Genomic DNA, 14,766 nt, shown 5'->3' with positions numbered 1-14,766 from the left:
CGGGTCCGCGGTGCGGGGGCGCACCGTCGGGTGGCACTGCTGGGTGGCACTGCCGGGTGGCGGGTGCCGGTGGCGGGTTGCCGGTCGGACCGGCACCCGCGACGTGCGCTGACGCACCGTCGGCACCCTCCCCCACCCTGGTCTGCGGACCGGTGCCGCGGCCAGGGGCCACAAGGCCCTGTCCGACGGGCCTTAGGGCCTGGATCATGGCCAGGGGGGGCGCGGGGGGTGGTTGCCGACCGGCGCGCGGACGGCCGTACGCACCTTTCCCTGCCTGCTCGTGACCGACCCCGGCGTCCCCCGCACGTGCCTGCGGCACTAACGTGAATCCGACAAACCACCTGATCGGACGATACGTCTGTCAGGCTGTCGGACTGCCTCGGGCGGGTCCGACCGGAGCAGCACGAACACACGAGGAGGACGCCGGTGGGCGGCGCGGAGGACACGCGGACGGGCACCGGCGGAGACCGGCTCAAACGGGCGGACGGCACCCCGCCGCCCGGCTGCCCCGCCCACCCGGGGCCGCCGCAGCAGTCCGGCCTGCCCCAGCCGTCCCCACCGTCGGGAGAGGCAGCGCAGGCGGGAGAGGCACCGCAGCCCGGCGCGTCGTCCGGCGCCGGCCCGCGGATCCCGCAGCTGCGCCTGGACGAGCTGCTGGAGGAGCTCCAGTGGCGGATCGACGCGGCGCGCGGCACCCGGGACCGGGTGCACAGCCTGCTGGAGGCGGTCCTCGCGGTCGGCCGCGAACTGGACCTCGCCCAGGCGCTGCACCGGATCGTCGAGGCCGCCGCCGACCTGGTCGACGCCCGCTACGCCGCGCTCGGGGTGATCAGTGCGGACGGGCACTCGCTCTCGCAGTTCCTGACGGTCGGCCTGAGCCCCCGGGAGATCGAGGAGATCGGCCCGCAGCCGACCGGCCGGGGCATCCTCGGCGAGCTGATCCGCGACCCGCAGCCGCTGCGCTGCCCCACGCTCTCCGAGCACCCGGCCTCGGTGGGCTTCCCGCCGAACCATCCGCCGATGCACACCTTCCTCGGGGTGCCGGTCCGGGTGCGCGGGGAGGTGTTCGGCAATCTGTACCTGACCGACAAGCGGGGCGGACTGGACTTCGACGCCGACGACGAGGCGGTGATCTCGACCCTGGCCGTCGCGGCGGGGGTCGCCATCGACAACGCCCGGCTGTACGAGGAGGCGCAGCGCCAGCAGCGGTGGCTGCGGGCGAGCGCCGAGATCACCCGCAGCCTGCTCTCCGGCGCGCCCCGGCTGGAGGTCGTGGAGCTGATCGCGCGTCGGGCCCGGGAGATCGCGGGCGCCGAACTGGCCGATGTGTCGGTGGCGTTGGCCGATCCGGGCGAGCGGGCGGAGGAACTGACGGTGGAGGTCGCGCTGGGCGGGCGGCCGGAGGCCCGGCTCGGGGTGACGGTGCCGGTGGACGGCACGCTGTCCGGCGCCGCCTACGCCTCGGGCTCCCCGGCGACCAGCGACGAGCTGGAGCACGACGAGCGGTTCCCGGCGGGGCCCCGGGGGCGGTTCACCGGGCTGGGTCCGGCCGTCGCGGTGCCGCTGGGCACCGGCGGGGGGTTCGGGCGCGGTGTGCTGCTGCTGGCCCGGGCGCACGGGCAGCCGCCGTTCACGGCCGAGGAGACCGGCCCGCTGCTGGGGTTCGCCGACCAGGCCGCGCTGGCCCTGGAGCTGGCCGAACGGCGGCGGGACGCCGAGCAGTTGACCCTCCTGGAGGACCGCGACCGGATCGCCAGGGACCTCCACGACCTGGCCATCCAGCGGCTGTTCGCGACCGGCATGACGCTGCAGAGCGCGGGGCGGCTGATCGAGAGCCAGAGCGCGGCCGACCGGGTGAGCCGGGCGGTCGCGGACCTGGACGAGACGATCAAGATCATCCGTTCGACCATCTTCGGCCTGCGCGCCCACAGCGAGCCCGACCGGGGCCTGCGCGCCCGCGCCACCCGCGCGGTCGGCGAGGCCCAGGCCACCCTGGGCTTCGCGCCGCGGCTCAGCATGGAGGGGCTGCTCGACACCGATGTGCCTCAGGAGCTGGCCGAGCACGTCATGGCCGTCCTCGGCGAGGCCCTCAGCAACGCCGCCCGGCACGCCCGCGCGAGCCGGGTCGAGGTGGCCCTGCGCGCGGCCGGCGGCACGGTGACGCTCACGGTGACGGACGACGGCGTCGGCGTCCCGCCGTCCGGACGCCGCAGCGGGCTCCGCAACCTCGCGGAACGCGCCGAACGCGCGGGCGGCACCTTCGACCTCCGTCCCGCCGAGGACGGGGGCACCCGCCTGGTGTGGGAGGCCCCGCTGGGCGTGTAGCGGGCGCGGCCCGGACCGGACTCAGGCGGCCGCGCGCTTGGCGAAGACCGTGATCCGGCCGACGGCGGCCATGGTCACGGACACGTGGTCCGTGCCGGGCCCCCCGTCGGTGACGGTGATGCACAGCGGGGTGCCGAGGAGGGTGGCGCCCTCGACCTTGGTGATCGTGTATCCGGGGTAGCTCCCGACGAAGCCGCCGGAGGCCTCGAGGCGCGTCTGGATCAGGAAGTCGCCGGACTGCCGGCTCCCGACCTCGTTGCAGGCGGCCAACCGGGACGCGGGCGCGGCGGCGGAGGCGGCGGCGGGGACGGCCGCCGAGGCCGCCGGGGCCAGGGCCAGGACGGAGAGCGCGGCCGCGGCCGCGAGGCAGGCACTTCGTGTACGCATGGCTGTCATGCGGCGATCGTCCACCGCGGCCCGTCCGCGCGCGAGCGGACCACGGGACCCACTGCTCCGAACGCGCGGTTGTACACATCGGCGACGCTCTCACCCCCACCCGGGCACCGCCCGGAGACGTCTTCCGGGAGCCCGCCGCCCTCAGCTCGTCCGGCCTCGCCGGACGGCTTGCCTGCCCGCAGGTCGGGCGGCGCATACCGGTCGGTTCAGCGGCCGGGCCCCACTGTCGGGTCGTTAGGGTGGGGGACGGTCAGGAACGGCTGGGACGAGGGGGATCCATGGGTCCGCAGGACGGTAGTGACCGTGCGGGTTTCGGATGTGTGGCGTGCTGCAGCGAGGACGCTGCGGTGGCGCAGGCGCACCACCGCAGCCGCGACGGGGTTCGGCTCGAGAGGACGATTCGGGACGACTCGCATTTCATCGTCTCCGTTCAGCGGTGCGGCCTGTGCTCGCAGGCCTTCGTGAGCGTGTTCACCGAGTACATCGACTGGGTCGCCTCGCAGGACGCGCAGTACCGCACCGTGCTGCCGATCACGGACGCCGAGGCGGACGACCTGGTGGCGGGACGGTTGAGCCCGCACCGGGCAGGAGCCCTGGGACACGGCCGCCGCCACCTGCAGAGCGACTGGCCGAGCGACGCCGAGAAGCCGTCCGTGTACTGGGTCAGCGGCGTCTTCGAGGTCCGCGAGGGGCACTGACCCGGACGGCGCGCTGCGGGCCTGTCGGTCGTGCATGTCGTTGTCGCCCCGCCGACGGGCCGGAAAGTGGGGGGCGGAGGGAGGGGGCCCGACTCTCGCGTGCACCGGTGCCGGGGGGAGTCCGAGTCCGGGGCGCCAGCGGGTTCGCCGAACGTCCGGGGGTCCGGTGGCGCCGGAGTCGACGCCGGGCCCGTGGGCGGCCAGGTCGGCGAGGTGTTCCCCGGTGTCCGGGATCGGACTCCGGGGCCAGGATGGCGCGGTGGGCGGCCTCACTGCGGCCGCCCCGAGGATGTGGCCCGGGCCGTTCAGGCCCGGGCCGTTCACGTACTGGCCGCCACCACCTTCGTCACCGGCATCGTGCTCGACCGCACCGGCGGCGCCAACCTTCCCACGGCCGCTGACGGGCATCCTTCCGGCGAAAATCCTCGTCGGGCGACCTGGGAACGTCAGGGCTAGCGTGGAAACGACGAACGTAAGTACCTGAAATTTCTCTGCCTGCGGCAACTGTTGATCCGTGCATCGGAGAGGCGTCGCCGTGGCACGCCCCGGCACAACCACAAGGAGATGGTGGGAATGTCGCACCAGTTCCCAGGTGCGGACGAGGGGTCCGCCGAGCGTGACGTGAGGGACGCGGACCCCGTTCGCATAGCCGACGGACTGGCCGGTGAGTTGTCCGCTCGCCCTGAACACACCGGCCGCAGGCGCGAGCTCTACCCGGACGTTCCGCTTGTTCTCGACGGAGAAGTGGTCGAGGACCTTGAACGCATGAACGCGGAAGTGACGCGGCCCTTGTTCATGACGCGTCTGATCCACAACTCGTCCCTGGCTCTGGGGGCCTTCACCGACCGCGAAGCGATGCTGTCGGAGGCGCGCCGTATGCACACAGACGCCGAGGAAGGGGCGCTGGAGGCGGCCCTCGAGGCGACCTGTACGCAGCCACCGGACGCCTTGCCCACACGGGTGTGCTTCTTCGAGGACATCGATGAGCAAGGCGACGTGAAGTGTGTGGACGCGGGGCTGGGATATCCGGACCTGAGCAAGGTGCACCGAGGTTTTCTGGGCACAGGGGATTGGATTTTTGTCATCTCCTCCTTGAGCAGGTGCCGATTCGATGTATCACTCTTCGACCTCCTCGAATGGCACGGGGACGAGTTCTTCCAACCCAAGGGATGCAATACCCCCGATCTCGGCCGCTTCCGCTGGAACGACCTGGCGGTGTCCATCGCGAATTGGGGGACATGACCCGCCGCCCGATGCGCGGCCGGCCGCCGGTGGTTCAGCAGTCGGCCGAGGCTCCGTTCGGCGGCCCAGCGGCGGGGCTGGACGACGAACGCCCCGTCAGGCCGCGCCGGGGAGGAGGTGGCGGCCGACGACCAACTCGGGGGCGATGCGGATCTCCGCGCGGGCTCCGGGCGCCGGGGACGGGCGGCGGACCTCCGCGCGGCCGAGGACGGTGACGCACCAGCCGGTGCCGTCGGCGCCGTCCACCTCGTCGGCCTCGAAGGCGATCACGGCGCCGTCGACGGCGCGGGCCAGTTCGGAGCCGGGCTCCGTCGAGAGCAGCACGCCGCCGAGCGGGTCCAGCCGGAAGCGGACCGGGAGCACGGCCGGCAGGGCGCCGACCGTGTAGACCACCCGGCCCACTCCGGCGCGACGCAGCAGTTCCAGCGCGCGGGCCTCGTCGAGGCCGGGCCCCTGTGCGGCGCCTCCCGGCACGGCATCTCCCGCCGCGACGCCGGACGGCGCGACACTCCCCGGCGCGACACCTCCCGGCGGCCGCCGGACGGGCGGCTCGACCTGCACGGACGCGGCTTCACGATCGGCGTTCATACCTGCGATCGTCACCCCTCGGGCGGGGCGGGGCGAGGGCCGATGGTCCCGCCGGGAGTCCCTTCTCCCCGTCCGCCGCCCCGGGCGGCACAGTCGGAGGGCAGCCGTCGGCGGGCAACAGGCAGCCGTCAGCCGCGCGCGCCGTGGCCGAGGATGCGCGCATGGTGAGCCGACCGCTCCGGGACCCGCTCGGCGGCCGCCGACTGGCGCAGCTCGGTCGCGATCAGCGCGGCCTGGACGCGCCGCTCCACACCCAGCTTGGCGAGCAGCCGGGACACATGGTTCTTCACCGTCTTCTCGGCCAGGTAGAGCCGCTCGCCGATCTGACGGTTCGTCAACCCCTCGCCGATCAGCGCGAGCACCTCCTGCTCGCGGGCGGTCAGCTCCGGTCCGCCCGTGGCCGGCCGCTCCGGCTCGGCCTCGCTGCGCAGGCGGTTGAGCAGCCGGGTCGCGGCGCCCGGGTCGAGCATCGAGCGGCCGGAGGCGACGGTGCGGACGGCGGTGACCAGGTCGGTGCCGCTGATCTGCTTCAGCACATAGCCGGCCGCGCCCGCCATCACGGCGTCGAGCAGTGCCTCCTCGTCGTCGAAGGAGGTCAGCATCAGACAGGCCAGATCGGGCATCCTCGAGCGCAGTTCGCGGCAGACCGCGACACCGTCGCCGTCGCCGAGGCGCACGTCCAGCACGGCGACGTCGGGGCGCAGCGCCGGGACCCGGACCAGGGCCTGCTCGGCGGTGGCGGCCTCGCCGACCACCTCCAGGTCCGGTTCGCAGTCCAGCAGGTCGTGCACCCCTCGGCGTACCACCTCGTGGTCGTCCAGCAGGAACACCCTGACCGGCGCCGCCGCGGCGGTACCGGTCGTCTCGCTCGCCATGTCGCGACTCCACCCTCTCTCTGTCCGGCACACCGCACGCCGGGTCCACCGCATCATCCCCTGCGGCGCGCGCCGGTCCCAGGGTCGAACGACCCCATGTGCGACAGACGCTCGGCTCGGCCCCTCGGCGGCGGGCCGCCCCGCCGCCGAGGGGTACGCGCTGCTCCGCCGCCGAGAGGTGTGTGCTACTCCGCCGGGCGGAGGGCGCCGAGCAGCCGGTCGACGGCGCCGAAGGCTACCGCGCCGTCCAGGGGGTTGGTGTAGACGCGGGACCAGGTGATCAGGCCGCCCCGGACCCGGGCGAACATCACCGAGTCGAGGGTGTAGCGCTTGCCCGTGGCCAGCACCTCGCCGTGCAGCCGGTACTCGGCGACGGCGAGTTCGGGGTCGGAGGTGCCGTACACCTCGACGTGGTCGACGGCGTCGAAGCGCTGTATCGCGGCGCCCCGCTGGAGGTGGGTGAGGAAGGCCTCCCGGCCGGGCTGCTGCGGCGGCACGCCGGGTGTCAGGTAGGGCAGTTCGAAGACGGCGTCGGTGGTGACCAGGTCGACCACCGCCAGGTCGGGGCCCTTGCCCATCAACTGGACGAACTGGTTCAAGACTTCGCTCGGCGAGGCGGTGGCGGTCATCGGACGTTCCTCTCGACAGGGCCGGGGGCGCCCCCGGTGGGCTGATGGACATCCGGGCCCGGAGTTCCTCGGCAAGCCTACGGCGACGAATCGGTGACGGTTCGTCAGGGTCGGTGCCGGTGGGCGTTGCCGAGGCCGAGGAGCAGGAAGGCGGTGCAGACGGCGACCGCGCTGCCCGCGGCGGCGGCCAGACGAGGGGTGAGCGGGCCGCCGCCGGCGAGCAGGATCGAGGCGGCGCCGAGCGAGGCGACCGCCAGGCCGACGAGCAGCCAGCCGAGCAGGGCCCGCGCGGCCTGCGGGCGGGGCGTCCGGGGTGCGGGGAGCGGTTCGAGCAGGGCCCAGCGCTCGGCCTCCTCCCGCTGTTCGGCGTGGTGCTGGAGCTGGGAGCGGATCCGGAGCAGGACGCCGGCCACCAGTCCGGCGAGGGCGATCTGCGCGGCGGGCTGCCAGGCGGGGACGGCCAGCAGCAGGCCGCCGGCCAGGGCCAGGCAGGCCCACCAGGTCACGCAGGCGGCCGCGGCGGTGCGGGCCGAGCGGGGGCGGTCCTCGCCGGCCTGGAGGTCGGCGATCGCGGGCAGGTACCAGACGCAGCCGGACGCGGTGAGTGCGGCGGTGCCGATGGCCAGGACGATGTGCGACATGGTGCCGTCCACTCCTCTGAGCGTCGGTGGGAGGGAGCCGCTCCCGCCCGCCCGGGGGTGGCGACACACGGGCGGGAGCGGCGTTCGGGGGCCGGCGTTCGGAACCGGCGGGGCTGTCAGTCGGCCCGGTCGGCCCGGTCGCCGGAGCGCTCGCGGCGCGGCAGCGGGGCGTCGTACGCGGCCGGGGCGACGCCGGCCAGGTGCGTGGCGGGCTCGCCGTGGTACTCCAGGAAGTCGCGGGCGGCGATCTCCGGGTAGTGGAGGTCGAAGGCCGGGGATTCGGAGCGGATCCGGGGCAGGGTGAGGAAGTTGTGCCGCGGCGGCGGGCAGGAGGTCGCCCACTCCAGCGAACGGCCGTAGCCCCACGGGTCGTCGACCTCGACCTTCTCGCCGTACTTCGCCGTCTTCCACACGTTGTAGAGGAACGGCAGGATCGACAGGCCGAGCAGGAACGAGCCGATGGTGGACACCGTGTTCAGCGCGGTGAAGCCGTCCGAGGCGAGGTAGTCGGCGTAGCGGCGGGGCATGCCCTCCGCGCCGAGCCAGTGCTGCACCAGGAAGGTGCTGTGGAAGCCGATGAACAGGGTCCAGAAGGTGACCTTGCCGAGGCGCTCGTCGAGCATCTTGCCGGTCATCTTCGGCCACCAGAAGTGGAAGCCGGCGAACATCGCGAAGACGACGGTGCCGAACAGCGTGTAGTGGAAGTGCGCGACCACGAAGTACGAGTCGGAGACGTGGAAGTCGAGCGGCGGGGCCGCGAGCAGCACCCCGGTGAGACCGCCGAAGAGGAAGGTGACCAGGAAGCCGACCGTCCACAGCATCGGGGTCTCGAAGCTCAGCGAGCCCTTCCACATGGTGCCGACCCAGTTGAAGAACTTCACCCCGGTCGGCACGGCGATCAGGAAGGTCATGAACGCGAAGAACGGCAGCAGTACTTGCCCGGTGACGTACATGTGGTGCGCCCAGACCGTCACCGACAGACCGGCGATCGCGATGGTGGCCGCGATCAGGCCGGAGTAGCCGAACATCGGCTTGCGGCTGAACACCGGGATCACCTCCGAGACGATGCCGAAGAACGGCAGCGCCAGGATGTAGACCTCGGGATGGCCGAAGAACCAGAACAGGTGCTGCCAGAGCATCGCACCGCCCGAGGCCGGGTCGAAGACGTGCGAGCCGAACTTGCGGTCGCACTCCAGCGCCAGCAGCGCGGCGGCCAGCACTGGGAAGACCAGCAGCACCAGGAGCGAGGTGAGCAGCACGTTCCAGCAGAAGATGGACATCCGGAACATGGTCAGGCCGGGGGCCCGCATGCAGATGATCGTGGTGATGAAGTTGACGGCGCCGAGGATCGAGCCGAAGCCGGAGAGCGTCACGCCCATGATCCACATATCGGCGCCGATGCTGGGCGAATGGACCGCGTCGGACAGCGGCGCGTAGAGGAACCAGCCGAAGTCGGCGGCGCCCTGCGGGGTGGCGAAGCCGGCGGCCGCGATCAGCGAGCCGAACATGAACAGCCAGAAGGCCAGCATGTTCAACCGGGGGAAGGCGACGTCGGGGGCGCCGATCTGCAACGGCATGATCCAGTTGGCGAAGCCGGTGAACAGCGGCATCGCGAAGAGCAGCAGCATCACCGAACCGTGCATGGTGAACGCCTGGTTGAACTGCTCGTTGGAGAGGATCTGCGTCCCCGGCCGGGCGAGCTCGGCGCGCATGACCAGGGCGAGGACGCCGCCGATCAGGAAGAACCCGAACGAGGACACCAGGTACATGGTGCCGATCGTCTTGTGGTCGGTGGTCGTCAGCAGCCGGACCAGGGCCGAGCCGGGCCGAGCGGCCCGGACCTCTCCCGGTCGGGCGGCGGACGGCGGCGGCGCGCTGTCGCCCTGTGCCTCGATGGCGCTCAAGGACGCACTCCTTCGAAACTTCTGCGGATGGGTGGCGATCCATGATCGGAACGCACCGCCCTTGCGCCCCAGGGCCGTTGGACCCAGTGGACGGGGGCCGGTGGGCCTCGGATCCGGGCCGCCGGGCGGGACCACCGTCCGGGCCGGACCGCTTCCCCGGCGCCGGGGAGGAAGGGAACGCCGAACGGCCGGTGCGGTCGGGAGAGTTCACTCTCCCGACCGCACCGGCCGCACCCGCCACACCGGCCGCACCGGAACCGGCTCAGGACGCCGCGGCGGTCCCCGCGGTCAGCCGGTAGCCGGCCACCAGGTCGGGCTGGATGGCCACCATGTGGTCCATCGAGCCGTTCACCCAGGGACTCAACAGCGCCCGGTAGCGCGCGAGTCGGGCGGGATCGGTGACCGGCCGGGCGAAGCCGGTGACCACCACGCTCCAGCCCAGCCTGGTCACCGGGTCGATCGCGTCCGCCTCGTAGGCGACCACCACACCGATGTCCTCGTCCCCCAGGGCGACCGCAGTGAGCGCGGCACCCTCGTGGGTGCGGACCACCACGGTGTCGTCGACCAGGAGGTGGTTGACCGGACGGATCGCGGGCAGCGCCCGCACGGTGAAGACGATCCGGCCGAACGGCGCGCCGCCCAGCAGCCGCAGCGCCTCGGCCCGGTCCAGCGGCACCAGTTCGCGCGGCGGCGCCTCCACCGGCGGCCGGGGCCGCGGCGCCGGGCCCGGCCGGTGCAGGGACGGTGGCGGGCCCGCCGAGCGACGCAGCGCCCGCAGCCGGCGGCGGACCGACTCGTCGCTCACGAGGCGGCCGCGATCAGGCCGAGGCCGCCGTCGAAGCGCCGGTAGAGCACCCGGCCGTGCCCCGAACCGGGCTGGGCGAAGAACAGATGGGGCAGTTCGGCGGCGGTGAGCCGTTCGACGGCCTGTTCCTCGCTCAACTCCGGTGCACCGCAGGGGCTGAGGGTCAGCGGAACGGCCGTCCGGGTGGGCGGACCGGCGGCCACGGTACGGGCCAGCCGGTAGCCGGTCGGGCCGACCCGGTAGACGACCGCGTCGGTCTCGGTGGCCGGATCGGTGAACAGGTGGATGTCGTAGTCCATCGCGTCCATGGTGCGGGCCGCCGCGTCCGGGGAGCACCAGACCAGTTGCGGCCGCTTGCGTCGGACGATGCGCCGGGGCCCGGACGGGCAGGGGACTTCGAGGCGCGCGACGGACCTGACGGGCACCAAGGGTTCGGCGGCCGCCGACAGCCCCCGGGCGCGCGTCCGGCGCGGCCACGGCCGGGGTGTCCACCCGGCGGTGACGGCGGTCATCCGGCTGCGCAGCCCGTCCGGGAGCCGGTCCAGCGCCTCGCCCAGGTCGGCCGCGGCCTCCTGGATGCGGATCCGCCGACCGTCCACCTCGGCGTTGACCTGGGCCAGCACCCCCGGCGGGCCCGGGACCCCGGGCACGCCGCCCGGGGAGCCCGCCGCGCCGAGCGTCCCGATCCGGATCCGCAACGCCTCCACCAGGGCGTCCGCCCCGCTCACCACGGCGGCGATCCGGGTTCTCGCGTCGGCGGCGAAGCCCCGCGAAATCCCCTCGCACACCCGCACCGTGACCAACTCGCCCACCTCAGGCCTCTTCCCGTTCCGCCGCGCTGTCGTCCTGCCCGCGCCGACCCGCCCCCGGCGGGCCCCGCACACCGGCGCGGCGCTCACGATCCCTGGCCGCCGGAGGAGCAGGAAGGGCCGAACGGCCCCATCGGCCCGCGCCCACCGGCCCCGCCGCCCGGCCGGGAGTCCCGCCCGCCGCCCGGCCCGCCGTGCCGCGCACCGCGCCCGGAGCCGCGCCTCGTACCGCGCCGAACACCTGCCCCACACACCCCCGGCGCACCATCGTCACCCGGCGCGTGCCATCATCGGGCCATGTCGGCACCTGACGACCAGTCCGCGTACTGGAACTCCATCGGGACCACCAAGACCTTCGGCCACCCGCTCGACCCCGGCTGGGCGGCCCGGCTCGACCCGGACGCCGCCCTGCTCGACTACGGCTGCGGTTACGGCCGGCTCGCGGGCGACCTGCTCGGCCTGGGTTTCCGTGACATCGAGGGTGTGGACGTCTCCCCCGAGCTGATCGCCCGGGCCCGCGCCGAACAGCCCGCCGCCCGCTTCACCGTGCTGACCGACCCGCCCCGGCTCGACCGGCCGGACGGCGGCTACGACGCGGCCTTCCTGTTCGCCGTGCTCACCTGCGTGCCCGACGACGACGCCCAGCGCGACCTGGTCGCCGAGCTGTACCGGGTCCTGCGGCCGGGCGGGCTGCTGCACATCAGCGACTACCTGCTCCAGCCGGACGAGCGGAACCAGGAGCGCTACCAGCGCTTCGAGGCGCGCTACGGCCGGTTCGGTGTGTTCGAGACCGGCGACGGGGCGGTCTGCCGCCACCACACCCGGGACTGGCTGGACGGGCTGTTCACCGGGTTCGACCCGGTGGACGCGCGGGAACTCCCGGTACACACCATGAACGGCCGCCCCGCCACGGCCACCCAGCTGCTGCTCGCCCGCCGCTAGTGGACGCCGGCCCGCGGCCCGGCCGTCCGGAACGCCCCCGTCCATCGGCGGGGGTCCGGCGGGCGTCCGGCGGATCGTGCGGGCCGAGCGGCAGAAAGATGGGGGCACGTCCCCCATGCCCCGGCAACCGCCCCAACGACAGGATCAGCAACGAGGGCAGCGCCTTCGACGGCAGCGCGGCTCTCTCCCGGCATCGGAGGTGCGGTGGTGGCTGAGGTGAACGCCGTGCGCAGCACGCGCCCCGACGGGGGCGCCGGACCGGTTCAGGGCCCGGTCGCACCGGCGGTTCCCTCGGCCATACCGTTCCCGCACACTCCGATGCCCGGCGACTTCCCCGCACCACCGGCACCACCCGCACCACCCGCCGTTTCCGCCGCATCCGCCCCGACGGCGGAGACGGCGGCGCCCGACCCGAACCCGTCCGACCCGAACCAGCACCGCCCGAACCGTCCCGACCCGAACCAGCCCCACCCCTCCCAGACTCCCCGTTCCCACCACGCTCGTCTCCGGTCCCCCCGTGCCGGCGGCCCGCCGTGGTGGGAACGGGGACTGACCCCGGGTCGGCCCGCGCCCGCCACCCGTCCGGACTGGGCCGCGTTCACCGAGGCCGCGGTGGCCGCCGCGCCCGTCCGCCCGGTGGTGCCGCGCGCCGCCTACCCGGGCCTGAGCGGCTTCGCGCTCGTCCTCCAGCCCTTCGCCGACCGGGCGCAGGTCCGGCTGCTGACCGCGCTCACCCCCGCCGTGCGGGCGGCCGACCAGCAGGGCCGGATCGACCTCACCGCGCTGCGCGCCGAGTTCACGGCGCGGCTCACCGAACGGCTGGCCCGGGTCGCCGCCCGCACCCTCGTCCTGGAGCTCAGCACGGCCCGGACGGCCGGGCGGCTGGCCGGAGGCACCCCGCAGGAGCGGTTCCGCTCCTTCCTCGCGCTCACCGCCCGCCGCGAGGGCCTGGCCGCGCTGCTGCGCGACTACCCCGTCCTGGCCCGACTGCTCGCCCGCGCCTGCCTGGACGCCGCCGACGCCCACGCCGAACTGCTGGACCGCTTCGCCGCCGACCGGGCACTGCTGGTCGCCGGGCTGCTGCGCGGCCGCGACCCGGGCACCCTGCTGGCCGTCACCGCCGACGCCGGCGACCGCCACCGGCGCGGGCGGGCCGTCGCCGTGCTGCACTTCGCCAACGGCACCGCCGTCGTCCACCGCCCCCGGCCGCCCGCCGCGCACCGGCACTTCAACACCCTGCTCGGCTGGTACGGCGCGCAGCCGGGAGTGCCCCGGCTGCGCGCGCTCGGCCTGCTCGACCGGGGCAGCCACGGCTGGACCGAGTTCGCCGAGGCCCGCCCCTGCCTGACCCGCTACGACGTCGAGCGGTTCTACCGGCGGCAGGGCGCGCTGCTCGCGCTGCTGCACGTCCTGGACGGCACCGACACCCACTTCGAGAACCTGGTCGCCTGCGGGGACCACCCGGTCCTGGTGGACGTCGAGACGCTGTTCCACCCGCCGGCGGGCGAGCCCCGACCGGCCCCCGATGCCGGTGCCGGTGCCGGAGCCAGCACCGGCATGCCCGAGGAGGACCCGGCGGCCCGCGCGCTCGCCGAGTCCGTGCACCGCGTCGGCCTGCTGCCCCAGTTGCTGATCGGCGACGACGGCGCCGCGGACGTCTCCGGCATCGGCGGCGGTGGCACCGGACGGCGGCTCTCCCCGGTCGACGGCGTGGACTGGGCCGGCGCCGGTACCGACGAGATGCGGCTGGTGCGGCGCCCGCGCCCGTTCGGCGCCGCGCACAACCGGCCGCGGCTCGGCGGCGCCCAGGTCGAGCCCGCCGAGCACACCGAGGCGCTGGTGGCCGGCTTCCGCGCCGGGTACGCGGCGCTCGCCGCCGGCCGCGACGACCTCACCGGCCCGCGCGGACTGCTGCGCACCTTCGCGGACGCCGAGGTCCGGGTGGTCCCCCGGGCCACCCGGGTCTACGCCCGGCTGCTGGACGAGTCCACCCACCCCGACGTGCTGCGCGAGGCGGGCGCCCGGCAGGCCGTGCTCGACCTGCTGCGCACCGACGCGGTCGACGACCCCGGCCGTCCCGGGCTGGCCGAGCACGAGATCGCCGACCTGTGGACCGGCGACGTGCCGCTGTTCACCACCCGGCCCGGCACCCGCGACCTGTGGACCTCCGGCGGCCGGCGGCTGCCCGGGGAGCTGGCCGAACCGGGGCTGGCCCGGGTCGAGGCCAAGCTCGCCGCGCTCGGCGCGGTCGACCGCAAGGACCAGGAGTGGATCGTGCGCGCCGCGATGGCCGGCGCCGCCGACACCCCCGCGCACCGGCCCGGGCGTCCGGTGCCGGAGAACGTCTGGGCCACCGCGCCCGAGCCCGAACGGCTGCTGGCCGCCGCCCGGGGGCTCGGCGACCAGCTCGTCGCCGCCGCCTACCAGGGCCGTTCCCGCACCAACTGGCTCGGGCTGGAACTGCTCGCCGACCGCCACTGGCGGGTCCGGCCGCTCGGCGCGGACCTCGCCGGCGGGTACACCGGCACCGCGCTGTTCCTCGCCCAGCTCGCCGCGCTCACCGGGACCGACCGCTACGCCGAGGTCGCCCGCCGCGCCCTCGCGCCCGTCCCCGGACTGCTCGACGCCCTCGGCTCCCACCCCGGCCACCCGGCCGCCGTCGGCTCCGGCGCCTTCGCCGGCCTGGGCGGCATCAGCTACGCACTCGCCGAACTCGCCCGGCTCCTGGACGACCCGGCGCTCGCCGGGTGGGCCGGCGCGGCGGTGGCGCTCACGGTGGCCGCGGCCGAGGACGAGGCCGACCCGGGCGTGCACAGCGGCACCGCCGGCGGGCTCGCGGCCCTGCTCGCGGTGCACGGCGGGGCCGTCCACGCCGGGGCGGTCCGTACCGGGGCCGAGGGTGCCGACGGAGC

General features: G+C 74.7%; 13 protein-coding genes. 5 read left to right on the top strand and 8 right to left on the bottom strand.

Going from position 1 to position 14,766, the window contains the following annotated elements:
• Nucleotides 1–636: 636 nt before the first annotated feature.
• Nucleotides 637–2,325 (top strand): GAF domain-containing sensor histidine kinase, encoded by a 1,689-nt coding sequence (locus tag BI06_RS13850; RefSeq protein ID WP_078880404.1) that lies wholly within the window; start codon nt 637–639, stop codon nt 2,323–2,325.
• A 21-nt stretch (nt 2,326–2,346) separates the two neighbouring features.
• Here BI06_RS13850 and BI06_RS13845 read toward each other — a convergent pair whose 3' ends face one another.
• Complete coding sequence (locus BI06_RS13845; protein ID WP_043468352.1) at nt 2,347–2,712, bottom strand: hypothetical protein; 366 nt, start codon at nt 2,710–2,712, stop codon at nt 2,347–2,349.
• Nucleotides 2,713–3,182: 470 nt separating this feature from the next.
• Between BI06_RS13845 and BI06_RS49440 the strand changes: the two genes are divergently transcribed.
• Both BI06_RS49440 and BI06_RS13835 read left to right on the top strand, forming a co-directional pair.
• Nucleotides 3,183–3,419, top strand: coding sequence for a hypothetical protein (locus tag BI06_RS49440; RefSeq protein ID WP_149030372.1), 237 nt, complete (start codon nt 3,183–3,185; stop codon nt 3,417–3,419).
• A gap of 573 nt (nt 3,420–3,992) precedes the next feature.
• A complete protein-coding gene (locus BI06_RS13835) occupies nt 3,993–4,661 on the top strand; it encodes a hypothetical protein (protein ID WP_043468351.1) in 669 nt (222 codons plus the stop codon).
• A 96-nt stretch (nt 4,662–4,757) separates the two neighbouring features.
• Here the strand turns inward: BI06_RS13835 and BI06_RS13830 are convergent, their stop codons facing one another.
• The 7 genes from BI06_RS13830 to BI06_RS55135 form a co-directional block, all read right to left on the bottom strand.
• A complete protein-coding gene (locus tag BI06_RS13830; RefSeq protein ID WP_082558470.1) occupies nt 4,758–5,249 on the bottom strand; it encodes a pyridoxamine 5'-phosphate oxidase family protein in 492 nt (163 codons plus the stop codon).
• 128 nt (nt 5,250–5,377) lie between these two features.
• Nucleotides 5,378–6,124, bottom strand: a complete 747-nt coding sequence (locus BI06_RS13825) for a response regulator transcription factor (RefSeq protein ID WP_051740995.1) — start codon at nt 6,122–6,124, stop codon at nt 5,378–5,380.
• A 185-nt stretch (nt 6,125–6,309) separates the two neighbouring features.
• Nucleotides 6,310–6,753, bottom strand: coding sequence for a nuclear transport factor 2 family protein (locus tag BI06_RS13820; protein ID WP_051740993.1), 444 nt, complete (start codon nt 6,751–6,753; stop codon nt 6,310–6,312).
• Between the two features lie 104 nt (nt 6,754–6,857).
• Complete coding sequence (locus tag BI06_RS13815) at nt 6,858–7,394, bottom strand: hypothetical protein (RefSeq protein WP_051740991.1); 537 nt, start codon at nt 7,392–7,394, stop codon at nt 6,858–6,860.
• Nucleotides 7,395–7,510: 116 nt separating this feature from the next.
• Nucleotides 7,511–9,298, bottom strand: a complete 1,788-nt coding sequence (ctaD, locus tag BI06_RS13810; RefSeq protein WP_082558469.1) for a cytochrome c oxidase subunit I — start codon at nt 9,296–9,298, stop codon at nt 7,511–7,513.
• 262 nt (nt 9,299–9,560) lie between these two features.
• On the bottom strand, nt 9,561–10,037 hold the full coding sequence (locus tag BI06_RS13805; RefSeq protein WP_051741289.1) for a pyridoxamine 5'-phosphate oxidase family protein: 477 nt from the start codon (nt 10,035–10,037) through the stop codon (nt 9,561–9,563).
• A 62-nt stretch (nt 10,038–10,099) separates the two neighbouring features.
• Nucleotides 10,100–10,915, bottom strand: a complete 816-nt coding sequence (locus BI06_RS55135) for a sigma 54 modulation/S30EA ribosomal C-terminal domain-containing protein (protein ID WP_051740989.1) — start codon at nt 10,913–10,915, stop codon at nt 10,100–10,102.
• A 294-nt stretch (nt 10,916–11,209) separates the two neighbouring features.
• On the opposite strand from BI06_RS55135, the gene BI06_RS13795 reads away from it, so the two are divergent.
• A complete protein-coding gene (locus BI06_RS13795) occupies nt 11,210–11,854 on the top strand; it encodes a bifunctional 2-polyprenyl-6-hydroxyphenol methylase/3-demethylubiquinol 3-O-methyltransferase UbiG (RefSeq protein ID WP_043468349.1) in 645 nt (214 codons plus the stop codon).
• 612 nt (nt 11,855–12,466) lie between these two features.
• Nucleotides 12,467–14,766 (top strand): type 2 lanthipeptide synthetase LanM family protein (locus tag BI06_RS13790; protein ID WP_051740987.1); only part of this gene is annotated, 2,300 nt, incomplete at its 3' end.

Source organism: Kitasatospora sp. MBT66 (genome assembly GCF_000710405.2).
Taxonomy (GTDB): domain Bacteria; phylum Actinomycetota; class Actinomycetes; order Streptomycetales; family Streptomycetaceae; genus Kitasatospora; species Kitasatospora purpeofusca.
This window is presented reverse-complemented; position numbering and strand designations above follow the sequence as displayed.

Excerpts from the sequence above, each read along its gene's own strand:
- BI06_RS13795 (WP_043468349.1), top strand. The coding sequence starts at position 11,210 with ATGTCGGCACCTGACGACCAGTCCGCGTACTGGAACTCCATCGGGACC.
- BI06_RS13820 (WP_051740993.1), bottom strand. The coding sequence starts at position 6,753 with ATGACCGCCACCGCCTCGCCGAGCGAAGTCTTGAACCAGTTCGTCCAG.
- BI06_RS13815 (WP_051740991.1), bottom strand. The coding sequence starts at position 7,394 with ATGTCGCACATCGTCCTGGCCATCGGCACCGCCGCACTCACCGCGTCC.
- BI06_RS13845 (WP_043468352.1), bottom strand. The coding sequence starts at position 2,712 with ATGCGTACACGAAGTGCCTGCCTCGCGGCCGCGGCCGCGCTCTCCGTC.
- BI06_RS13835 (WP_043468351.1), top strand. The coding sequence starts at position 3,993 with ATGTCGCACCAGTTCCCAGGTGCGGACGAGGGGTCCGCCGAGCGTGAC.
- BI06_RS13830 (WP_082558470.1), bottom strand. The coding sequence starts at position 5,249 with ATGAACGCCGATCGTGAAGCCGCGTCCGTGCAGGTCGAGCCGCCCGTC.
- BI06_RS13825 (WP_051740995.1), bottom strand. The coding sequence starts at position 6,124 with ATGGCGAGCGAGACGACCGGTACCGCCGCGGCGGCGCCGGTCAGGGTG.